Origin of the sequence: Senimuribacter intestinalis (genome assembly GCF_943192965.1) — a bacterium.
GTDB classification, from domain to species: Bacteria; Bacillota; Clostridia; order Peptostreptococcales; family Anaerovoracaceae; genus Senimuribacter; species Senimuribacter intestinalis.
The window spans coordinates 1-23291 of sequence record NZ_CALPCF010000016.1 but is presented as its reverse complement, the minus strand read 5'-3'; the positions used below and the strand labels follow the sequence as shown (position 1 = coordinate 23291).

General features: G+C 43.0%; 20 protein-coding genes. 9 read left to right on the top strand and 11 right to left on the bottom strand.

Annotation, left to right across the window (positions count from 1 at the left end; translation table 11 throughout):
* Positions 1 to 167: 167 nt before the first annotated feature.
* From mutS to NFR88_RS12520, 9 genes are all read left to right on the top strand, one after another.
* A complete protein-coding gene (mutS, locus tag NFR88_RS12560) occupies positions 168 to 2801 on the top strand; it encodes a DNA mismatch repair protein MutS (protein WP_251616425.1) in 2634 nt (877 codons plus the stop codon).
* On the top strand, positions 2794 to 4728 hold the full coding sequence (mutL, locus tag NFR88_RS12555) for a DNA mismatch repair endonuclease MutL (RefSeq protein WP_251616424.1): 1935 nt from the start codon (positions 2794 to 2796) through the stop codon (positions 4726 to 4728). Before mutS ends, mutL begins: the two co-directional genes overlap by 8 nt.
* 5 nt (positions 4729 to 4733) lie before the next feature.
* Entirely contained in the window at positions 4734 to 5660 is a 927-nt protein-coding gene (miaA, locus tag NFR88_RS12550) for a tRNA (adenosine(37)-N6)-dimethylallyltransferase MiaA (RefSeq protein ID WP_251616410.1), read from the top strand.
* Entirely contained in the window at positions 5642 to 6769 is a 1128-nt protein-coding gene (locus NFR88_RS12545; RefSeq protein WP_160201438.1) for a tyrosine-type recombinase/integrase, read from the top strand. The genes miaA and NFR88_RS12545 overlap by 19 nt, the downstream gene beginning before the upstream one ends.
* A complete protein-coding gene (locus NFR88_RS12540) occupies positions 6742 to 7656 on the top strand; it encodes a DMT family transporter (protein ID WP_207709515.1) in 915 nt (304 codons plus the stop codon). Before NFR88_RS12545 ends, NFR88_RS12540 begins: the two co-directional genes overlap by 28 nt.
* A gap of 84 nt (positions 7657 to 7740) precedes the next feature.
* Positions 7741 to 9030: a methionine gamma-lyase family protein gene (locus NFR88_RS12535; RefSeq protein WP_251616408.1), complete on the top strand. Its 1290-nt coding sequence runs from the start codon at positions 7741 to 7743 to the stop codon at positions 9028 to 9030.
* 18 nt (positions 9031 to 9048) lie between these two features.
* Complete coding sequence (locus NFR88_RS12530) at positions 9049 to 9822, top strand: TVP38/TMEM64 family protein (protein WP_160201441.1); 774 nt, start codon at positions 9049 to 9051, stop codon at positions 9820 to 9822.
* A gap of 12 nt (positions 9823 to 9834) precedes the next feature.
* Positions 9835 to 10371, top strand: coding sequence for a flavodoxin family protein (locus NFR88_RS12525; RefSeq protein WP_160201442.1), 537 nt, complete (start codon positions 9835 to 9837; stop codon positions 10369 to 10371).
* A 202-nt stretch (positions 10372 to 10573) separates the two neighbouring features.
* Positions 10574 to 10828: a LysM peptidoglycan-binding domain-containing protein gene (locus NFR88_RS12520; protein ID WP_160201443.1), complete on the top strand. Its 255-nt coding sequence runs from the start codon at positions 10574 to 10576 to the stop codon at positions 10826 to 10828.
* Between the two features lie 497 nt (positions 10829 to 11325).
* Here the strand turns inward: NFR88_RS12520 and NFR88_RS12515 are convergent, their stop codons facing one another.
* The 11 genes from NFR88_RS12515 to NFR88_RS12465 all read right to left on the bottom strand — a co-directional run bounded on the left by NFR88_RS12515 (position 11326) and on the right by NFR88_RS12465 (position 23061).
* A complete protein-coding gene (locus tag NFR88_RS12515) occupies positions 11326 to 12291 on the bottom strand; it encodes a M15 family metallopeptidase (protein ID WP_251616407.1) in 966 nt (321 codons plus the stop codon).
* Positions 12292 to 12414: 123 nt separating this feature from the next.
* The gene (locus tag NFR88_RS12510; RefSeq protein WP_161908510.1) at positions 12415 to 13398 is read right to left on the bottom strand and encodes a M14 family zinc carboxypeptidase; all 984 of its coding nucleotides are present in this window, start codon (positions 13396 to 13398) and stop codon (positions 12415 to 12417) included.
* Between the two features lie 33 nt (positions 13399 to 13431).
* Positions 13432 to 14163 carry an ABC transporter permease gene (locus NFR88_RS12505; protein WP_251616406.1) on the bottom strand — a complete coding sequence of 244 codons (732 nt, stop codon included), beginning with the start codon at positions 14161 to 14163 and terminating at the stop codon, positions 13432 to 13434.
* A complete protein-coding gene (locus NFR88_RS12500; RefSeq protein WP_160201446.1) occupies positions 14163 to 14996 on the bottom strand; it encodes an ABC transporter ATP-binding protein in 834 nt (277 codons plus the stop codon). The genes NFR88_RS12505 and NFR88_RS12500 overlap by 1 nt, the downstream gene beginning before the upstream one ends.
* A 132-nt stretch (positions 14997 to 15128) precedes the next feature.
* Positions 15129 to 17753 (bottom strand): translation factor GTPase family protein, encoded by a 2625-nt coding sequence (locus NFR88_RS12495; RefSeq protein ID WP_251616399.1) that lies wholly within the window; start codon positions 17751 to 17753, stop codon positions 15129 to 15131.
* The gene (locus NFR88_RS12490) at positions 17737 to 19035 is read right to left on the bottom strand and encodes a hemolysin family protein (RefSeq protein WP_251616396.1); all 1299 of its coding nucleotides are present in this window, start codon (positions 19033 to 19035) and stop codon (positions 17737 to 17739) included. The genes NFR88_RS12495 and NFR88_RS12490 overlap by 17 nt, the downstream gene beginning before the upstream one ends.
* Positions 19036 to 19063: 28 nt before the next feature.
* On the bottom strand, positions 19064 to 20296 hold the full coding sequence (locus tag NFR88_RS12485) for a peptidase U32 family protein (protein ID WP_251616393.1): 1233 nt from the start codon (positions 20294 to 20296) through the stop codon (positions 19064 to 19066).
* Entirely contained in the window at positions 20289 to 20954 is a 666-nt protein-coding gene (locus NFR88_RS12480) for an O-methyltransferase (RefSeq protein ID WP_160201450.1), read from the bottom strand. The genes NFR88_RS12485 and NFR88_RS12480 overlap by 8 nt, the downstream gene beginning before the upstream one ends.
* A 1-nt stretch (position 20955) precedes the next feature.
* A complete protein-coding gene (gene mltG, locus NFR88_RS12475) occupies positions 20956 to 22002 on the bottom strand; it encodes an endolytic transglycosylase MltG (protein WP_160201451.1) in 1047 nt (348 codons plus the stop codon).
* A 90-nt stretch (positions 22003 to 22092) separates the two neighbouring features.
* Complete coding sequence (gene efp, locus NFR88_RS12470) at positions 22093 to 22653, bottom strand: elongation factor P (protein WP_160201462.1); 561 nt, start codon at positions 22651 to 22653, stop codon at positions 22093 to 22095.
* 69 nt (positions 22654 to 22722) lie between these two features.
* Positions 22723 to 23061: a YlbF/YmcA family competence regulator gene (locus NFR88_RS12465; RefSeq protein ID WP_160201452.1), complete on the bottom strand. Its 339-nt coding sequence runs from the start codon at positions 23059 to 23061 to the stop codon at positions 22723 to 22725.
* Between the last annotated feature and the right edge of the window lie 230 nt (positions 23062 to 23291).

Sequence of the window (23291 nt, the reverse complement as noted above, 5' to 3'; positions counted from 1 at the left end):
CAAAGGAATTTCAAATAACTGAGGAGCAGGCGCTAGAACGATTTTATAAGTCTAACACAGGTGCGCTGCTTGCCGACGACGAAACCGGACTGTATGGACAATCTCCTCTATACATTTTCGGACTATTTTTAGAAGAAATGAACTATAAAAAAAGGAGTAATACTTTCATGGCAAAAAACAAGCTATCACCAATGATGCAGCAATATTTAGAAATTAAAGCAGAATATCAGGATTGTATTCTCTTTTTTAGATTGGGCGATTTTTATGAGATGTTCTTCGACGACGCCAAACTTGCGTCCAGAGAACTGGAGCTGACTTTAACCGGCAAAAACTGCGGGCAGGAGGAGCGAGCTCCTATGTGCGGCGTGCCGTTTCACTCTGCTGATACCTATATCGCTCGTCTTGTAGAAAAAGGATACAAAGTAGCCATCTGCGAACAGGTGGAAGATCCTGCTGCCGCTAAAGGTATTGTAAAACGTGAGGTTATACAGATTGTTACACCAGGCACGGTGACTTCACAGACCATGCTGAAGGAAAACGAAAATAACTATCTGGCTTCGGTATATTTGGACAAGAAGGGTATGTCCATTTCTTACTGTGATATTTCAACAGGTGAGCTTTATACAACAGAAGAACTTTCCGGACTAAATTTTGCACAGAATATGCTCAATGAGCTTGCCAAAATCGATGCAAAAGAAATCATGATAAACGAAGGTGCACAGTCCATCATAGACTGTGACGAAATCAAAGCTGTCACTGGCGCTTTTGTCTTTGCAAGGAATGAATCCTACTATGCGCAAAAAGCCGCTGAGGACGCAATTAAGGCTCAATTCAGCCAGGTTTCGCTGACAAGTTTAGGACTTTCGGGAAGAGACTTGTGCGTACTGTCTCTTGGGGCGCTGCTTTCATATCTGCTGGAAACCCAGAAGCAAAACCTTTCACAGCTGACTCAGTGCAGATTTTATGAAATAGGAAAACACATGTCTCTCGACAAGGCGACACTCAGAAACCTTGAAATTACAGAGACATTATACGATAAAAGAGTTCAGGGCTCGCTCCTGGGCGTTTTGGACAAGACGGCAACGGCTATGGGATGCCGTAAACTGAAACAGTGGCTGAGGGAACCTTTGAACAATGCCGCCGAAATCAATCTGCGCCTCGACGCAGTATCGGAACTTTCCGAGCAGCCGATTTTAGAGAATAACCTGCGCGAAGCACTGAAACAGGTCTATGACTTTGAGCGGCTTGCCGGAAGAATTGCGTCAGGAAATGCCAACGGCAAGGACATGATTGCACTGAAAAGCTCGGTCTTTGTGCTGCCTGAAATTAAAGACAGCCTGCAGTACGTAGATTCAGCCTTGTTGCAGCAGCTTTCTGCTCAGATTTATGATTTAGAAGAAATCTATACCCTGATAGAAAGCGCCATCAGAGAAGATGCGCCATTTGCCATCAAAGAAGGTGGGCTGATTAAAGAAGGCTATTCCAAAGAACTTGACGATATCAAGTTTTCCATCAAAGACGGCAAACAGTGGATTGCAAATTTAGAAAATACTGAGAGAGAACGAACGGGCATTCGTACCTTAAAGGTCGGTTTTAATAAGGTTTTCGGTTATTATATTGACGTAACGAAAGCCAATGCTGCGCTGGTTCCCGAGGACTATATCCGCAAACAGACCCTTGTCAATAATGAGCGTTACATCACGCCGGAGCTGAAGGAAATGGAAAATCTGGTTCTCAATGCGGAGACGAAAATTAACCAGCTGGAATATGAACTTTTTACAGAAATCAGAAATAAAATTCAAGCCTTTATCAGAGAAATTCAGCAAACCTCCCAGGCTATTGCGCAGCTGGATGTGCTTTGCAGTTTTGCTAATGTCAGCAATAAGCTGGGCTATGTAAAGCCAATTATCGACGAAAGTTTTGAACTGCAGATCGAAAAAGGCAGACACCCGGTTATCGAACAGATGATTACAGACGGCATGTTTGTATCTAACGATACCTATTTGAACAACACAGACACCAGTATGCTGGTCATCACCGGACCTAATATGGCTGGTAAATCTACTTACATGCGGCAGACCGCACTCATTGTACTGATGGCGCAGGCGGGTTGTTTTGTCCCTTGTGAGTACGCCAGAATCGGTGTCGTAGATAGGATTTTCACTAGAATCGGAGCCTCTGATAATCTGGCACAGGGACAGTCTACATTCTTTGTAGAAATGAGCGAACTCGCCTATATTCTCAGCTGCTCCAAAGAGCGAAGCCTGATTATTCTCGATGAGATCGGCAGGGGAACAAGCACCTACGACGGACTTTCCATCGCTTGGGCTGCTGTGGATTACCTCTGCAATGAAGCCACCCATATTAGAACCCTATTTGCGACCCATTATCACGAGCTGACTGCACTGGAAGAGCAGATACCGGGGGTTTGCAATCTCAATGTGGATGTTTCAGAAGAAAATGGAAACATCGTATTTTTACACAAAATTGTGCGCGGCTCTGCCAGCAGAAGCTATGGCATTCATGTAGCAAAACTAGCAGGGGTACCAAGTCCGCTTCTTGAAAATGCCCAGAAAAAGCTGGAGCAATTGCAAGCAGGCAGCATAGAAATATCCCCATATACATATGTGCAAACCGCTGCAAAAGAGCCTGCGGCAGCTTCTGTTGAGGAACAAATTTCCTTTTTTACCCCAGGACCAAATCCTGTAGTAGACCGGATTCGCAAACTGAATCTGATGGAAATTACGCCTTCGCAAGCTATTGGTATTTTAGAAGAGTTAAAGGAAGCAATCGATGATTAAAGTTTTAGAAAAGAACATCGCTGATAAAATCGCTGCTGGAGAAGTCATCGAAAGACCAGTCTCCATTATTAAAGAACTTGTAGAAAATTCCCTTGATGCAGGCGCTGACTCAATCATAGTGGAGATAAAAAACGGTGGAAAAACCTATATTCGTGTCACTGATAACGGCTGCGGTATACCGCGGGAAGAGGCAGAAACAGCCTTTCTTCGCCATGCAACCAGCAAAATTTCTACAGCAAGAGATCTGGATGCTATCGAAACCCTAGGCTTTCGTGGTGAAGCCCTTGCCAGCATCGCCGCAGTAACCCATACGGAATTTATCACTAAGACAAAGGATGCCAAAATGGGCGTGAAACTATTGATCCACGGCAGCGAAGTCATTGCAAACAGTGGAACTGGCTGTCCTGACGGTACGACCATTATCGTAACAGATCTGTTTTATAATACTCCTGCCAGACGCAAATTCCTTAAATCTGATGGTGCAGAAAGCGGTCAGATTATCGACTTTATGTCCCAGATTGCGCTGGCTTACCCTGCGGTCAAATTTCGTTTCATCAATAATGGTAATATCATATTTTCTACAGTCGGGAAAGGTGATGTGCTGGCTGCTATTCTGGCGGTTTATAAAATCAGTGAATACAAGGATTTAGTTCCTGTTACTTATGAGAAAGACGGTAGTAAGGTCAGCGGCTACATATCAAGACCATCTCTGTCAAGAACCAATCGAAAAAATCAAATTTTCTTTGTCAACGGAAGGGTTGTTTCCAGCAAAGTCATCGAAAGAGGAGTCGCTGCCGGCTATAAAGAAAGACTTTTTGATGGCAGATATCCGGTTGCATTTTTATTTATCAAGACAGATCCTGCAAAGCTGGATGTCAACATTCACCCAAACAAAAAGGAAGTCCGCTTCGATAGGGAGGAAGATATCACTGCTTTGGTGGCGGATGGAATTGTACAGGCGCTCGGAACCAAGGCCGCTGTTACAGAGGTCAAAAACATCTTTAAATCGCCGATAAAAGAGATCGCACGCCCTGTAGAAACTCAAGTTACAATTTCTGAACCTGAGCCGCCGCAAAAATCAAAGGCAGAGCCTGAACAGAAACACGAGCAAAACTCAGAAAATAAATCCGAACCGCGGGTAGACATAAAACAGATATTATCCACCCGTCGAGAAACTTTAAAGGTTGCCGAAGAAAAAGTGTCCTATGATATGCCGCAGGTCTTCCATGAAGCGAACAAACCGTCAGACGAAGTAACCGATGCGTTTTCGGAACCTCCGCAGTCGAAAGCTGAAAATACAGAGTTCGAAAAGCCTGTACTTTCCATTGATACACCTGCAATGCAGCCATTTGATTTTGAGGTTCTTACCTTAACCGGCGCCATATTTGGCACCTATATCACGGCTGTTGACGTCAATTACTTTTATCTGATTGACCAGCACGCAGCTCACGAACGTGTATTCTATGAAAAGCTTGTCGGTGAGTATTTGGAGGAAGAAAAGCTGCGCCAGCCTATTCTGACACCGATACTTCTAGAAGTGCCTCTGGCTGTAAAGGAAAATGAATATGACTGGCTAGACTGCCTTTCTGATATGGGATTTGCTGTCCAGGAATTCGGGCAGAATTCCTATATTATCAAGGAAATTCCAACCTTTATGACTATTTCTGAAGCGGAAGATTTTGTGAAACACTTTATCGACAGCGTCGCTGATGGTACAAAGATTCAAAATACCGTTGTCATAAACAAACTGATTACAAAATCCTGTAAAGCGGCGGTAAAGGCTCACGACAACCTCTCCATGGAGGAGATGAAAGCACTTATCAAACTGCTTTCCGCATGTAAAAATCCGTTTTCATGCCCTCACGGTAGACCGACCTTTATCAGACTTTCAAAATACGAAATAGAGAAGATGTTTAAGAGAGTATAAATGTTATGAACCGGGAAATCATTGTAATCTGCGGACCTACCGCAGTGGGAAAAACAAAATACGCCATAGAGACTGCGCTGCATATGGATGGAGAAGTGGTTTCCTGCGACTCCATGCAGCTTTATAAATACATGGACATCGGCAGCGCCAAGCCTACGGCAGAGGAGCGCAGCCGGATAAAACACTATCTGGTCGATGAAATTGAGCCGACGGAGGCTTTTTCAGCAGCAAGATATCAAAAGCTGGCGAAAGGTGCCATCGAGGAAATCTTTGCAAAAGGCAAAACGCCGGTCATTGCAGGCGGTACGGGTCTTTATCTGAGTGCGCTGCTTTACGATATGGATTTTAGCGCGCCGCCGGGTGACAGCGCATTTCGTGAACAGCTTTATAAGGAAGCTGAAGTTCATGGAGCTGCGTTTCTTCACCAAAAGCTGACAGAAGCAGATCCAAAAGCTGCAGAGCGGATTCATCCTAACAATATTAAGAAAGTCGTTCGCGCAATCGAAGCGGCGACCTTAGGCGAAAAGGTCAAAGACTTTGCGACGGATTTAAAGCCCACAGCTGACTATAGCGCCAGACTCATCGGTCTTTGCAGAGACAGGCAGCAGCTTTACGGTCGGATCAATCAACGAGTGGATTTGCTCATGGAGCAGGGGCTTTGTGATGAGGTAAAAGACCTGATGGAAAGAGGTCTTACAGAAAGCGATATTTCCATGAAGGGCATCGGCTACAAAGAAATTATCGGCTATTTGGAGGGACGCTACGATTTAGCAGAGGCTGTCGATTTAGTCAAGAAAAATACCAGACACTACGCCAAGAGGCAGTTGACCTGGTTTAAACGATATAAGGATATGCAGTGGTTTAACATTTCAGAATATGACAGTGACGAAAGCTGTCTTGAGGAGATCTTTAAATGGCTGGAAAAGAAATAAAAATTCACAATAAAAGTGACAAACCGGATAATATCGTAAAAAAAGAAGCGCAGATTTTTCAAGAGTGCGAAGACATTGAGTCGGAACTTCCCAAGTTTTTACGCGGATTTTTCATCTATCTAAAAGGGAATGTGCTGCCTATGTCCAGACTTGCCTATCTGCACGATATTAAATTCTTCTGCAATTATCTGATTGCTGAAACGGATTTGACAAAGGCGGAGACGACCTCACAGATTACTTTAAAAGAATTTGCCGAAATAAAAGCCGCTGACATCAATATCTATCTGGATTACTGCAGAAAATATAAAGTAGAAACAGAAAAAAACATTTACGTCTATGAAAACAACAATAAGACACTGGCGAGGAAAAAATCTTCTGTCTCAGTAATGTTTAAGCAGCTGTACAGGGATCAGCTCCTCGAAAAGAATATTACCGACGGCTTTGACCCGATTCGCGTACCGAAGGCAGGAGAACGGGAGATTAAAGCGCTGCAGGATGATGAGGTCATGATTATGCTGGACGCTGTGACAAACGGCACAGGCCTAACCAAGCACGCCTATTCCTATTGGCAAAAAACAAAAAAGCGGGATAAGGCCATTTTGATGTTGTTCTTGACCTATGGTCTCAGACTTTCCGAGCTGCAGCAGCTGAATGTCTCGTCTTTTAACTTTTCCCGCGGCGAGTTTAAGATTTATAGAAAGCGCGGTAAGGAATCCATCATGCCTTTAAACCAGTCGGTAACAGCTGTATTGGAGGACTATCTGGCAAATGAAAGACCTGAGGAGGAAACTCTGCTAGAAGACCACCGCGACGCATTATTTCTTTCTCTGCAAGGCACTCGTATGACTGACAGACAGATTCGAGAGCTTGTAAAGAAATATACCGCAATTGCATTAAAGACTTCATCAAAAGCCGGTTACAGCCCTCATAAGCTGAGAGCGACGGCTGCGACCAGCTTAATCGGCAGGGGCAATTCGATTTACGATGTGGCAGCTCTTTTGGATCATGAACAGGTGACGACAACCCAGCTTTACGCACAGCACAAGCAAAATGTAAAACGTGATTTGGTAAGCGGCATGGAATGGGAAAAGGAGAGGACCGAAAAGTGACAGATAAGAATACTTTAAAAGGCGCAGTTTTCCTTCTTGTGGCTGCTTTCATCTGGGGCTTTGCCATGGTTGCCCTAAAAGCAGGTACGGAAAATCTGCAGCCCTTTTCCTTTACCGGTTATCGCTGTCTCTTAGGCGGCATATCTCTGATTCCACTCTGGCTATTTGTGGACAAAAGAAAAAGTCCGGCGCAAAGGGAAGTGGAACGCAATCCGAAAACCCTTGTAATCGGCAGCATTGTGTGCGGCCTCAATCTGATGACTTTTACGATTGCACAGCAGCTGGGGCTTCCGTTTACAACTATTGGAAAAGCAGGTTTTATTACGGCGCTGTATATTATTTTAGTACCCCTTGCCGGTGTTTTTCTGGGGAGAAAAATAGAAAAGACAGTATGGATTGCAGTAGTGGTTGCAATGACAGGTTTTTATTTCATGTGCCTTTACGGCGGCAGTGCCGCTTTTAATCGCGGTGATATGATGATGTTGTTTGCAGCCGTGTTTTATACTGTTTACTTTTATATGGTGGATCACTTTGTGCAGCAATTAGATCCTGTCAAGTTTTCCTCTTGTCAGTTTATTGTGACTGGAATTGTATGTAGCGTAATATCTCTTCTTTTTGAAGATACAAGTCTTGCTGACGTGCAGGCGGCTATAGTTCCGCTTCTTTACGGTGGCATTTGCTCCTGCGGGCTGGGTTACACCTTTCAGGTCATCGGTCAGCGCTATATGGAGCCTGCAAAGGCGTCGCTGCTCCTTTCCAGCGAGACCGTCTTTACCATGATTGCGGGCATGATTTTCTTTCAGGAAAAGCTGGCTTTCAGAGAATATCTCGGTTGCGGACTGATTTTCTGCGCCATCATTCTTTCACAAATGCAACGAAAATCTTAAGGTTTTGTGAAGAATGATGCAGGGGGATTTACAAACCTGAAAAGAGGCTTATAATTTTAATTGTAATATAAATGGAGAATACAGATGAATTACACAGACAAACTACTTATCGAAAAATTTGGTATCAGCCCAAGGGTTCTTAATCTTGTAAACAGGGCAGAGGAGGAGATTGCTGACTCCTACCAGACCCTTGATGATATCATGGCATATAACCAGTATAAAGTACTGTCGGCGCTGCAAAATCACAGAATTGCGGATATGCACTTTGCTTGGAGTACAGGATACGGCTACGATGATCCAGGAAGAGAGGCAGTTGAAAAGGTCTATGCAGAGATTTTTGGAACAGAAGCTGCTTTGGTTCGTCCGACCATCGTAAACGGTACTCACGCTCTAGCGATTACGCTAATGGGCATCCTTCGTCCCGGCGATGAGCTGATTTACTGCAGTGGTGGTCCTTACGACACCCTGGAAGAAGTCATCGGTATTCGCGGTGAAGGCATGGGTTCTCTCAAAGAATATGGCGTAACCTATAAACAGGTAGACTTGCTGCCGGACGGTTCCATTGATCTTGAGACCCTTGGTAAAACCATTTCAGATAAAACCAAAATGGTTTCCATTCAGCGAGCTACCGGATATAGTTGGCGTAATTCAATTACTGTAAACCAAATTGCAGAAGTTGCTGATTTTGTTCATGGCATCAATTCGGATATCGTCTGTATGGCGGACAACTGCTACGGCGAGTTTCTCGATGTGAAAGAGCCTACAAACGTTGGAATTGACGTGATAGCGGGTTCTCTTATCAAGAATCCGGGTGGCGGACTTGCCTTGACCGGCGGGTATGTCTGCGGACGCAGAGATTTGATTGACAAGATTTCTTACCGCATGACCTGTCCGGGAATCGGTGCAGAATGCGGTCTTACCTTCGGACAGACCCGCGCTATTTTGCAGGGACTGTTTATGGCACCAAAGGTTGTAAACGGGGCAGTGAAAGGTGCAATGCTCTGCGCAAAGGCTTATGAAATGCTGGGTTTTGAAATCAGGCCAGGCGTTTCCGACAGTCGCAGCGATATTATTCAGTCTGTGAAACTGGGTTCGCCAGAGGCTGTAGTTGCATTCTGCGAAGGAATTCAGGCGGCTGCACCTATTGACGCTCACGTAACACCTGTGCCTTGGGCTATGCCGGGTTATGAATCTGATGTGGTTATGGCCGCGGGCGCTTTTGTTCAGGGTTCTTCCATTGAGCTCAGCGCCGATGCGCCGATTCGTGAGCCATACATCGTGTATTTCCAAGGGGGACTTACCTACGAGCACTCAAAATTTGGCGTGATTAAGTCAATTCAGCAGCTTTACAAAAAAGGGTTATTAGATATTTAAAAGGGATTTGAGGAATTTATGGACAAAGAAACATGGAAAGAAAATGCGCATAAAACAAAAGATGATGTAAAGGAGAATATCAAAAAGGCGAAGAAAACTAAGCTGATCCTTTCTATTTTAAAGCTGGCGGTGCTTTCTGGCATTGTAATCGGCATCCCTTTATACATTATCTTTTGCCAGAGGGATTTTATCGAGCAGTTCCGTTCTTTTAACGATGTGCTTGCTTATTTGGAGAGATATAAATTTGAAAGTATCTTCATCTACATTGGTATTCAGGTGGTGCAAATCGTCATCAGCGTGATTCCAGGACAGGCATTTCAGTTTGCCGCCGGATATTTGTACGGATTTATCCCAGGGCTGATTTTTTCCATGATAGGTGCTTTTCTCGGCACACTGATTTCCTTCTATTTGGCGAGACTTCTGGGAAAGGACGCAGTACATCTGTTCTTTGGCGAAGAACGAATCAACCATTTTATAGACAGGCTGAACAGCAAAAGGGCATATATCATAGTCTTTCTTTTATACCTGATTCCGGGGCTGCCGAAAGATGTAGTCAGCTACGCTGCTGGTGTTTCCGAGATGAAATTTAAGGCATTTATGGCATTTTCTATGGCAGGAAGAGTCTTCGGCATGGGAGGAAGCCTTTTGATTGGCGCATTCTATTTTAAACAGCATTATATTGGAATGGCTGTAATCGGCGCCTTTGCTGTCATCGCATTTGTTCTCTGCGTCATTTACAGAGATAAAATCAATCAATATCTTGATAAATTTTATGATAAAGTTACTAAATAAATGGAGGTTTTAATGAAAATTGTAGTCTTAACTGGAAGCCCTCATGAAAATGGAACATCTTTTGTTCTTGCAGATTCATTTATAAAGGGCGCAGAAGAAGCCGGCCACAGCATTTATCGCTTTGACGCTGCACAGAAAGAAGTGAATGGCTGTATTGCCTGTAACGCCTGTGGACAAGGAGACGCAGTCTGTGTATTTGAGGATGATATGCAGGAGCTGATTCCGGCTCTGCTTTCTGCGGATATGGTGGTCTTCATATCGCCGGTATATTATTCCGGGTTTACCTCTCAGATAAAAGCTGTCATCGATCGCTTCTACAGTATCGATAAAATGCTCTGCGGTGCTCAAAAATCATCTGCACTGCTGGTTACTGCAGCAGACACAGATGTTCGCACGGCGAGAGGAATTCAGGCTGTTTACGAAGAGGCAATACACTATCTGAAGTGGGAGGATAAAGGGCAAATTTATGCTATAGCCTGTGCAGAGAAAGGGGATATCGAGCAGACCGACTATCCTGAAAAAGCTTATATTCTTGGAAAGTCCTTATAATTTCATAGGGAAAATCAAGCGTTCGCAGCCTGTTTTCAGAGCGAACGTTTTTTGTTATACCATTTTCGAACATTTGTTTATTTTTCTCTTGACAAAGAACATTTATTCTGATAATATATAGAAAACGAACAAATGTTTAGAGAGGTGAGAACACATGACCAAGAAATATAGAGTAGCTTCCAAATTCAGATTTACATTTTTTATGACAGTTTTAATTCTTTGTCTTGTTACTATTGCAGGAACATTACTGGGTTTCAATACAGCAAACAGTTCCTCCAAGGATTTATATAACGTAGTTGAGATTGAAGCCGGCGACACCATCTGGGATATCGCCACAGAATATGGACCGACCAGTTCAGACGCACGCCGAATCGTTGAGGATATCTGTGACATTAACGAAATCACCGCAGATGAACTAACAGCCGGCCAGAAAATCGTCGTCCCGGTATATCAATAAACTTGCTTTTATGAATTTAGACATATTTAGAAAAAACACCATTTTGAGCGAGTTTTTTCGTCGACCAAGATATCGATTACACACGATAAAATCGCTTAAAACGCAAATTAGAGCCTCAGAAATTTTATCCCATAAAGGAATGTCTGCTGCGCCAATTCCTCTTAAGTAGAAGACATTCCGAAACTCAGGACTATATGTGCCTTTACACATAAGTCCTGAGTTTTTTGTCTAAGAAAAAACATAAGTGATTACGTGAGTAGATGTAAACGCAACGCAGAAACTATGAAGGTTTATTTAGAATTAAGTTTTATGAAACAAGATAAGATGAAATAAAAAAATAAAATTATTGATGATTGGAGAACAGATTTTACTGATGTTGAGTTAATAACTTGAGGTGGATTTTGATATGGTTTTGGCAAAGTGTTCATAAACCTCCCATAACTATTCCCAAAATTATGATTTTAGGAATAGTTATTACACTTACGACCAATCACCTTTTATCTTATACCAGCTCCCAGATATTCTTCTAAGGTAATGCCTTGGGACTTGATTTCTCCTGCAGTTTTTTCACCGACATATCTTAAATGCCATGGTTCATAAGCATAGCCAGTAATATCTTCTGTATCTTTTTCGTAGCGAATAATGAAACCGTACTTGTGACAGTTTTCAGCAAGCCATATTCCTTCAGGTGTGCTTCCAAAGCTTTCAAGAAGATCCCAACCGGAAGATTCACAGGATACGTCCAGTGCATAGCCGGTCTGATGTTCACTTCTTCCAGGCTTTGCGCTGAGTCTTAGAGCCAGTTCTTCCCCATCGACTTCACACCAATAAGCAAACAGATATTCCTGTAGTGCGTAATCTCTATATGCAGATACGATTTTGATATCAAAACCGGCTTTTTCTGCGTCATGATACAGTTTTTCATAGGCATCTCGAACAATTTTCTTTGCATCGATGGCTTTCACAGCAAATTCACTGACCGAAACCAGATTTGCCGGTACATAGGTCTCAGAAAGCCAGCAGGATTTATTTACCAGCATTAGCGAATCTTCAGGGTCTTTAGCGATTGAGGGTTCTGCTTTCACAGAAATAATCGAACTTTCGGTATCGCTGTATACCCTGTTTTCACCATCTAAATGATAACTCTTTACCTTGTAAAAATAAGTTTGTCCTACTTTTCTATCGGTATCAAGGTAGTTATAAAAGGCTGTATTTTCGACTTTATCAGTTTCGTACAAACATTGAAACTCACTGTCTTTGCTGTCTGCACGAAAAACACCGTAACCGTCTACATTTTCTACGGTTTCAACAGGTTTCCATGAAATCAGCATTTTTCCTGATCCCGGAAAGCTTTGCACACTGACAGACGGCGCAGCGATTGTTGCCGCAGGTTCTGTATTTTTACAGCTGTACAGCATGAGAAGCGGCAGACATATGAGTAAAAGTTTTGTAGTTCGTTTCATAGCTAAATCCTCCTAATTACTACCAAAACCCTATTAGTTTACAATAAAAAAATTACGAAAAATAAATACACAAAAGACTGCCTCTACTTTCAAGTAAAAACAGTCTTTTCAAAGCCCTGCCTACTACCTGTACTGATACGCAGCTTTAGCAAAGCCCAATTTATTCTTTTTAAATATTGAGGAAAACTCTCTGTTTGGAACGGGTACGCCGCTGATTCCATTTTCGATACATACATAAGGAATTTTATACTCATGCATGATGTAATGCTCAAAATCCCCGTATGTCGCCTTAGTGTAGCTTTCATCAATGGTGCTGTAGCCGGTCATGTCGCGAAACAGTTTTACAAAGCTCCAGCACTTTTTCTTATAGCTTTTGTTGTGATAGCCCCAGTAAATCACCCCTCCCATACTATGGTAGTTGATGACAGCCTGTACATTGGAGCAGTCTTCTAAAGCTGCTAAAATACTCTGGGTTTCATTCTCAGAAAAACGCTTTGGACCCGGATAATACTGACTGGCATAAGTCTTTGTACTTGGATACGTACTGTACATCTTGTAATTTCTATTTAAATCAACCCCTCTTGCATTGGCCTGCCAGTTGGAATAAGCTCCGGTTCTCGGCATTTTCTTGATCTTTTTTCGAAGAGTTGCATTTCTGATAGCGTCAGGTCCAAGGGCACTGATTGCAATACCGTCAGGATTTGCCATAGGGACGATGATGATACTGACTGAATCAAAAAGTTCCTCGTAAGAAACGCCGCAATAAAGACCTGATTTGTAGTTTCTACAATAATACTCAATCATACCCATAACCAGCTGGCTGTTAATGTACTCCCTGCCGTGGATACCGGCGGTCACAAAAATCTGTTTCTCTGCTTTGGGATTCCCAAGAACGACACAGTACAAACTTCTGCGATCAGCCGTTTTACCCAGATAAGTTTTAGAGAGTCTGTCCGGATATTTATCGGTCAGCGCATTCAGATCCTCTATAAAATCACTGTAGGTATATTTGCTATCGCTGGTACTGACGATATCGCTGCTGGCGCTGAAAGTTTCTATAGGAAGTGCAAGAAAAATGCAAAGTATAATGATAAATCGTTTTGCCATGGCAAATAATCCTCACTACTCAAAATTGAACGATTAATCATCCAAGCCCTTTTTCTTATAAATCCTCTGAAACAGAATGACACCTGCGATGATCCATACAATACATACTCCAATTGCAACGAGGTTATCCGCTAGAACAAGGGACTCTCCTGCTGCAACAGACGGATACACTGTATAAAGTGACATCGTAGGAAACAGCTTAGCAATCTTTCCAATGAGTTCGCTAAACTGCCCGAAAATCGGCGGCATTAACATGAGCATCATCAAAGGAGAGCCCAGCGTTCCAGCTGACATTTGGTCTTTTGCCGCAATGCCTACCACTGCACCGAAGCAGATAATCGCAAGGGAGGCTAGAATCATAATAAACAGATACCCGGCAAATCCCGCCATATCGGCGCCACAGACAAAAAATAGAATCACACCCTCTACAATAAGCAGCAGCAAACATACAAGAGCCTTGCTCAAGATAAATTCTGCGCCTGATACATTAGCCATCATCAGTGAACGCAGGGTATGCTTTTCCTTTTCTTCTGCAATCATCGTGGAAAGCGCGGTCAGCGGAATGATAGATAGCTCCATTACACTGCAAAGAAGCAGCACATAATCAGCCGCAAGTCCCGTAATATCTGATAATACATATGTATAAAGCAACGCAAAGACAGCCGGAAGCAGCAGTGTGATTAGAATGCTTCGATTGCCGAAACATCCTTTCATATCCTTTTTGAACAAAGTACGAAGTACATGCATCCTAATTCTCTTTCCCATTATGCTCTCCCCCCTTCTTCTGTCAGCGCTAAGAATACTTCTTTTAGGCTTGGTTCGATAGAATGAATCATCTTGATTTCACCAGCACCGGCAAGATATGCAGAAAGTTTATCCGCTTCCAGCGGTAAAAGCACTTCTTCCGAAGCTGTCGTAACTTTTACTTGTTTTTTAGCATATTTCAGTTTCAGATCATATGGACTTCCACACTCAATAATTTTCCCACAATTGAGAAATGCAATGCGGTCACAGAGTTCATTGGCCTCTTCCATGTTGTGCGTTGTCAAAAATACTGTTGTTCCCTGCTCTTTCATCTGTAAAACCAGACTGCGCACTTCTTCTGCTGTTGCAGGGTCAAGATTCGCTGTAGGTTCATCGAGAAAGAGTATCTCTGGATTATGCAGAATGGTTCTCGCAAAAATAAGCCGCTGACGCATACCCTTTGAAAGTTTTTCAACCGGCTTCTTTACTGCGTCTTCCATACCGATACGCTTTAATACGTCATCGATTTTCTCTCTGGAAACCTGATAAATATCTGCGAATAATTTCAGATTTTCATATACAGTCATCTTATCATAAAGACCACTGTTATCACTCATGATACCAATTCTATCTCGAATTTCAGAATCAAAAGGCGATGTGCCAAATAGCGAAATCTCTCCGCTGTCAGCAGAAAGCTGTCCGCTGAGAAGCTTGATTGTCGTTGTTTTTCCTGCCCCTGAAGGTCCAAGATAACCAAAAATCTCGCCTTTTTTGATTTCAAAGGATACGTCTGATAAGGCAGCAGTATCTTTAAATCGCTTCGATAAATGAGTTACTTTGATTGCCTGTTCCATCTTTTCCACCTCTTTTTGTTCTAAATTTTACATTTAATGTAAATACTCACACCATTTCATTTTACAACAAAAGAAACACCATTTCAAGACATTTATGATAAATGGTGTTTTTTTGCAAATAGATGGTAGTATTTAGAACTTATGCAGGAATTTCTGCCTGATTTCTTCATTGGTATCCATGATATGCATGCGAAGCTCTCTGGCTGACATGCGAAGGGCTCCCTGACCAAATATCATCATCTGCTCTAGTCCATCGGAGGTCGCAACTGTAATTCGCAGCTTTTTCACATGTTCCAGCACAAATTTTTCGATAAACTGGTCTGCAGTCTCGCCTTCTTTCGTGTAGATAATCTGCATATTATGAATAGTCTGGGTGGTGCCGGGATTACCTGGTTTCTTGTAACCATCAAAGACAACGATGATTCGATTCTCTTTGTAGCCCTGATAGTTGCCAAGGATTTCAATCAGTAAATCTCTGGCACTTGCAAGACTCAGTGCAGCCATATCCTTTAACTCTTCCCATGCAAATATCATGTTATATCCATCAATCAACAACACTTCCTCTGCAGAAGCGTTATTATAGGCGCTTTTAATCCGGGGACCGGAAAATCCGCTTTCTGCCGTAATGATTCTGGCACTTTTCTTAAAGCGACTTGTTTCTCTTTTACTTGTACCATAGGTCTGCTTAAATACTGCTTCCAGCTCTTCGTCGCTGTACTGGCGAGATTCACTGCCACCTCGTACAGACCCTTCATTTTTCTGTATTGTTTCAGGCTGCCAGAAAAGAGGCAGATGCATATACTGTTCAACTTCCTGCCAAGGTACACTAACTCCAGAGCCGGATTTACAGAAGATAGAATCGCTAGGATTTTCCAGGTCCCGATCGGCTTCATATCCGACAGCTTGTACGACCTCTTCTTCGTTATGGCATGGAAAATATCCTGCCAAGGTGCAGTAAAGTCTTCCCTGCCCTTTGCTATAGGAAGTAACATCCTTCTGATAGTCCTTCATAGTAGAAACTGGTGCTCTGCCGGTTAAAACGGTGTTTTTTCCAGTCGCAGACGACGGTTCACAGGTTCCGTGCATATTCTGAATATCATTCATGGCTCTTCCAACAAAATCTGTCGGCAGTTCCAGCCGGTAATCATAGTAAGGCTCCAAAAGTCTGCAGCCGGCTTTTCTGAGACCGTGACGAAGTGCTCTGTAGGTTGCCTGACGAAAATCACCACCTTCCGTGTGCTTCACATGGGCGCGACCTGTGGTTAACGTAATTTTCATATCAGTCAAAGGTGAATTTGTCAGAATGCCTGTATGAACTTTCTCCTTCAGATGTGTCATAACCAGTCGCTGCCAGTTTCTGTCCAGTGTGTCCTCACTGCAGGCGGTATCCAGTACGATTCCGCTGCCGGAAGGAAGCGGCGTGAGAAGCAGATGAACCTCCGCGTAGTGGCGAAGGGGCTCAAAATGTCCTACACCTTCGACCGTAGCTACAACGGTTTCCTTGTATAAAACCGTATCTTCTCCAAATTCGATAGACTTTCCGAAGCGCTCAGAGACAAGACTTTTTAAGATTTCTCCTTGAATTTCTCCCATCATACGAATCCGCAGACAGCTGCTTTCTTCGCTCCAAGAGGCATGCAGCTCCGGCAGTTCCTCTGACAGCTGCAAAAATTTCTCATAAGCCTCATGAGGCTCCCAATCGGGCGGCAGCAGCACCTCATAGCTGAGCACAGTATCCAGATACGGCTCAATGCCGGCAGGTTCAAAGCCCAGTCCCTGTCCACAAAAAGTGTCAGCAAAACCTGTCACAGCACAGACCGTACCAGCAGACACTTGCTGCACTGCCTCATATTTTTTACCGTTATAAATTCGAATCTGATGAACCTTGCTTTCTCCAATCTGTTCCTTCACAGAAAGGCTACCGCCGGTTATCTTCATATGCGTTAGGCGATTGCCCTGTTCGTCTCTGCTGATTTTATAAATGATAGCACCAAAATCGCTTCCATAATTTGGAGAGATCGTGTAATTTGCAAGACCTTCAAGAAGTGTATCTACGCCTTGCATTTTCAGTGCAGAGCCGTAATAGCATGGAAACAGCTTTCGCTCTTTGATTAACCCGGCGCATGCGTTTTCTGAAACTTTTCCTGTTTCCAAATACGCTTCCAGCAAAGCTTCATCACACAGCGCAGCCTTTTCATAGAAAGCCTCGCTGCCCGCCAGTACGCATTGCGCACTTAAACGAGCCTGAACCTCCTCCATAATTGCGGATAAATCCATCCCTTGCTGATCCATTTTATTGATAAAAATAAAAGTCGGTACGTGGTAGCGGGAAAGCAGTTCCCATAGGGTCAGCACCTGTCCGGTCACACCGTCAGGACCGCTGATTAAAAGAATAGCATAATCTAGAACCTGCAGGGTTCGTTCCATTTCTGCAGAAAAATCTACATGACCCGGTGTGTCCAGGAGTGTGACCTCCTTATCGCCCAGTGGAAAAATTGCCTGCTTAGAGAAAATAGTAATGCCGCGGTTTTTTTCCAGCACAAACGTATCGAGGAAAGAATCCCCATGGTCCACTCTTCCCATCTGTCTGGTAATGCCGTTTTGATAAAGGACGCCTTCAGACAAAGTTGTCTTTCCGGCGTCCACATGAGCGACAATGCCCATTGTAAGCTTATTGTCCGGGTACAACAAGGTTCCCGGGTACCCACCCGAAGCTTTGCTTTGCGGAAGGGTGGGTTTATTATTCTTCTGATTCATCTTCCGAAATTTCCTTTTCAGGCTCTTCAATGTGCAGCTTTACTTTTTCAATACGACGCTCCTTTACGGAGAGAATCGTAAAGATGTAGTTTTCAAAGACAACCTCCCTGTTTTCATCACCTTCTTCCGGAATTTCTCCCAGAATATCAATGATAAAGCCTCCGATGGTCTCGCTGTTTTCAGATTCCAGATTGATATTGATCTCTTCAGAAAGGTCACTGAGATAAACGTTTCCGTCTAAATAATAATTATTATCGTCTATCTTGTTGATGACGTGCCCCTGTTCATCATATTCGTCTTCGATGTCGCCTACGATTTCTTCGACGATGTCCTCCATGGTTACAATACCGCTGAAGCCGCCGTATTCGTCGATGAGAATGGCGATATGCTGCTTTTCAATCTGCAGTTCAAAAAACAGCGCGTCGATATTCTTTGTTTCAGGGACAAAATACGGTTTGCGCAAAATAGAGCGAATATCCACCTTGTCAAATCCCGTTTCTCTAGCTTTTATGAGATAGTCCTTGATGTGAAAAATACCGATAATGTTGTCTGTATCGTCTTCACATACCGGAATTCTGGAATAGCGTAGTTCCATCAGCTCATCTAAATACTCGTCGGTTGAATCGTTGATGTCGATAAGAAACACATCGGTACGAGGCGTCATAATCTCATAGGCAAGTTCGTCATCAAACTGGAAGATACTATTGATCATCTTCTTACCTTCTTCTTTGATTGCACCGCTCTGTTGCCCTGATTCTAAAATGGACATTACCTGCTCTTCGGAATATCCGCTGTATTCAATCTTCGTTTCCTGTCTGAACATCTTCAGAAAGACATCTGCAATAAAAGTCAATATTACAACAAATGGCTTTAATATGATGACAAAGAACTTCTGCAGTGCGGAAAGCTTCATAGCAATAGATTCACTGTGCTGCTGCGCCAGCTTACGAGTAAAATACTCACTAAAAGTGATGGTCGCTGTTACGTAAACCAGCGCAGAAAGAATTGGGTGCTGAGGCAGTGCCAGTGCAAAATATACGCCGATAACGATAAAAATGTAACTAAGCAGCCGGTTCGTAAACCGATAATCAGTCGGTAAAGCAAGCAAATTTCCAAGACGTATTGCTACTTCATTTTCTTCTGTTGCCATTTGTCTGATTTTGCTTCTGTTTACGCTGTTCATAGCGGTGTTCATCAAAACTGCAATGCCGTTACCAACCATTGCAAGCACCATAAAAGTGACTTTTAACGCAAGCGGCAGGCTACTGGGGTCAGGTGTCATGTTCAATCATCTCCTTATTACTTGGTAATTATTTTTTCTTTCTCAAAATATAGTGAGGTTTCACCGGATGGTCCATCTTCATTTTCAGAAGCTGCTGGGGGTGCGGCGCGCTTTCAAGGTTTTCACCAGTTTGCGCATCAAGCATTTCTGTGATATTCTGCGTAAAGAAATCAATATCAGGACCAAAAATTTCAATTTCCTCGCCGAGGGTCATCTTATTTCGCTGCTCTACCAAAGCAAAACCAGTTTCTTCATCGTATTCTTTTACAAGCCCTACAAAGCTGTACTCTCTGGTATATGCACTGGTCTGATAGTTCTGATCTTTATTTGTCGGCTGATGAAAATAAAATCCTGTCGTAAATTCTCTGTGACTTACCTTTTTCAGTTCATGCATCCAGTCTTCATCAAACTTGTAATGCGCCGGATCTGCAAAATACGCATCAATTGCTTTTCTATAAGCGTGAACTACTGTCGCCACGTAAAAGATACTTTTCATCCTGCCTTCGATTTTCGCAGACATAATGCCTGAGCCAACAATCTCCGGAATATGCTCTATCATACACAAATCCCTAGAATTGAGAATATAAGTGCCTCGTTCATCTTCTTCCACCGGATAATATTCGCCCGGTCTTTTTTCTTCTACTAAGGCATATTTCCAGCGACACGGATGAGCGCACATACCTCTGTTGGCATCGCGTTCAATCATAAAGTTGCTGAGAAGACATCTTCCTGAATAAGATATGCACATTGCCCCATGAACAAAAGCCTCTATTTCCATTTCTGGTGGGATATTCTCACGGATCTGTCTGATTTCCGGCAGTGTCAGTTCCCTGGCTAAAACCAGTCGTTTTACGCCTAATTTATGCCAGAATCCGGCCGTTCTGTAGTTAGTCATATTTGCCTGAGTGCTCAGGTGTATCTCAGCAGCAGGAATCACTTCCTGAATCAGATCTACAATGCCCGGGTCAGACACAATAAAAGCGTCAAGCCCCAAATCTTTAATCTGCTGCAGATAAGAAGTCAACGGCTCAATATCCTCGTTATGGGCAAAGATATTGATGGTAAGATAACAGCGTTTTCCCCTTTCATGGGCGAACGCAATGCCCTCTTTCATTTCTTCAATGGTCAGGTTGCCTGCTCCTGCTCGTAAACTGAACATTTCGCCGCCGAAATACACAGCGTCTGCACCATAAATAATGGCTGTCTTTAATTTTTCCAAATCGCCTGCAGGCGCAAGCAGTTCAAACTGTTCTTTATTCATGTTCTCCTCTGTAAATTGTTACTGCAAGACCATCTCCTATGCTGAGAAGAGACGTCTGCAAGGTATTGTCACTGGTAATATAGGTGAGATATTCTCTCATTCGTCTAATGTTAGTTTTGTGTTTGTTCTGTGGGTCATAAGCATCAGAAGCCGTCATGGCTTTCTGCAGAATATTGTCGGAAACAATAACTGCCCCTTCTCTACATACAGAAAGCGCCGCATCTAAAAACCGCTTATAATGGCTCTTCGCAGCATCGATAAAGACAAAATCAAAGTCACAGCAGCCTTGATCCCGCAGTTTTTCTATCTGCTCCTGCCCGTCACCAAAGAGGCTGTGTATCTGCACAGTCTTTCCTGCGGCTGAAATATTGTGTCTGGCAGCATTCCAAGCAGCTTCATCCTTTTCGATGGTGTAAATTTCAGCCGCTGGACACATTTCGGCATAATATAGCGCTGAATAGCCGATTGCAGTTCCTATCTCCAAAATTTTTTTCGGTCTCGTGAGAGAAAGCAGCGTATTTAGATACATCTCTGTTTCCCGCAAAATGATAGGAACCCGGTCTCTTTCTCCTATTTCCCGAAGTAGTGCAAGCTCTTCGCTTACCGCTCTGTAAAAGCTAGTCAAATATTCTGTTACGATATCATTGGTGATGTTCATATCAGTACCACATGTTTTCCCTTACGACTTTATTATGCTCCTCTAAAGTCTTTGAATAAAGCACTTTTCCGTCCTCAGTTGCAAAGAAATAGAGATAGTCGGATTTTTCGTAGTTTAAAAGATCATCCATAGCAGGCGCAGACGGTGAGCAAACAGGTCCTACAGGGAGTCCTGCGTATTTATAGGTGTTGTATTTTGAATCAACCTCTAAATCTTCATAAGTTACGTCAACCCGCTTTTCCTGCAGGGCATAAAGAACCGTGATATCACTTTGCAGCGTCATATCCTTTGCAAGACGATTGACAAAAACTCCTGCAATAATTGGTCTGTCCTTTTCAAAAAGGGATTCGTTTTCAACAATAGAAGTCAAAGCTAAAAACTCATGAACCGTCATTCCCATTTCAGTAATAGCACCTTTTCTTGCTGTCAGTTCTTCCTCTGTCTTATCCAAAATCATCTCTGTTACCTGTTCGATGGACGGATTTTCATCGCTCACAAAGTAAGTTTCAGGATAGATATATCCTTCGAGCGGAAACATAATGCCGCTTTGCAGAATTTCGTCAGTAAGGAACCAGTATTTTTCGATGAGCTGGCGAAGATATTTCTTGCTGTTCCATTTTTTCAAAACTTCTTCAGCGGTAAAAGGAAGTCCTTCAGCCATCGCTTCTGCAGCCTGCGGCACGGTAGCGCCTTCAATAACTGTAAATGCATTCTTGGACAGATAGGCAAAGTTTCCGGTATTGATAGCATCCATGATTTCCAGTAAGTTCATACTTTTATTAAAGATATAGGTGTTGGCCTGCAATGAATCATACCCTGCTATACGCACGTGAATTTTAGCGCAGGTCTTATTCTTGATTAGACCATTTTCATCCAGAATTTCTACGATTGCAGAAGCCCCGCTGCCCGATGGAATGCTGACAGTAACCGGCTCTGTATCTCCTGGCTTTGCTGCATTGAGACCATTCTGATAAAAAAGATATCCCGCGGCGGCAATAACGATAAGAACTACGGCGATTGCTATAATAATGATTTTGGATTTTTTCAATGTCCCTTACCTCTTTTCGTGCTTCCTGGTGTGATGAAAAAGAAAGGGACGAAAGCTTCGTCCCTTCATCTTTGAATTATGCTTTGCAAATTATTTTGCTCTTCCCAGATACTCTCCGCTTCTGGTATCAATCTGAATCTTTTCACCTTCTTCGATGAAGATTGGAACCTGAACGACTGCGCCTGTTTCTACTGTAGCAGCCTTTGTAACGTTTGTAGCAGTGTTGCCCTTTACACCTGGTTCGGTTTCGGTAACTACCAAATCAACAAAATTCGGTGCTTCTACGATGAACGGTTCGCCTTTATAGAATTTCAATGTTGCTTCATCGTTTTCTCTCATGTACTTGATTGCATCCTCTACCATATCGTAGGCAACAGGAACCTGCTCATAAGTTTCTCCGTCCATGAAGTAATACAAATCTCCATCATTGTACAGGTACTGCATCTTCTTGGTTTCGATAATTGCTTCTTCAAACTTATCGTCAGGATTGAACGCTTCTTCTCTGGTAGCACCAGTAATGATGTTCTTGTACTTGGTTCTTACAAACGCTGCGCCCTTGCCCGGCTTTACGTGCATGAAATCAAGAACTACATGAGGTTCTCCATTAATCTGAAATGTTCTGCCTTTTCTAAAATCACTTGCATAAATCATCGGTCTATTCTCACTTTCTTCAATATAAAACAATTTAATAAAATAAACTCTATTGGTATTATAACAGATTTACTGCATATTGCCAATACCCATTACTTCGCCCAAAATCTTATAGACATCATTCATCATCAGGGAAAAGCGCATCTCCGCCTGCATATACTGAGCCGCCATAGGATCTTTCATGATAATCTGATAGAGATCCTGCACAGACTGCATCATGCCTGACGCACTGTCATCACCCATCATCTGCTTTGCCTGCACTTCAAATTGCTTAGCCTGAAAATCTTTAATCATCGAAGCAAGTTCCTCATTCTGATCAACTACTTTTTTCAGCTGATCGTACTGTTTAAACTCTTCGGACTCTCTGATTGCTTTGGCAAGTCCGTGAGCCTGATCATAAACGTTCATGTGTTACCTCCTTAATACTGCCGCTCTGCTCTTGGGCAGGACCATTATACGACTAGTGACTTTCCAATCAAACTTCGCGTTGCTCGTTCTCTTGGGTCACTAAAGCATAAGGTCTGCCTTTGCCAAGCAAACTTCGCTTCGCTCGTTTTCTTGGGGCAGGACCATTATACGACTAGTGACTTTCCAATCAAACTTCGCGTTGCTCGTTCTCTTGGGTCACTAAAGCATAA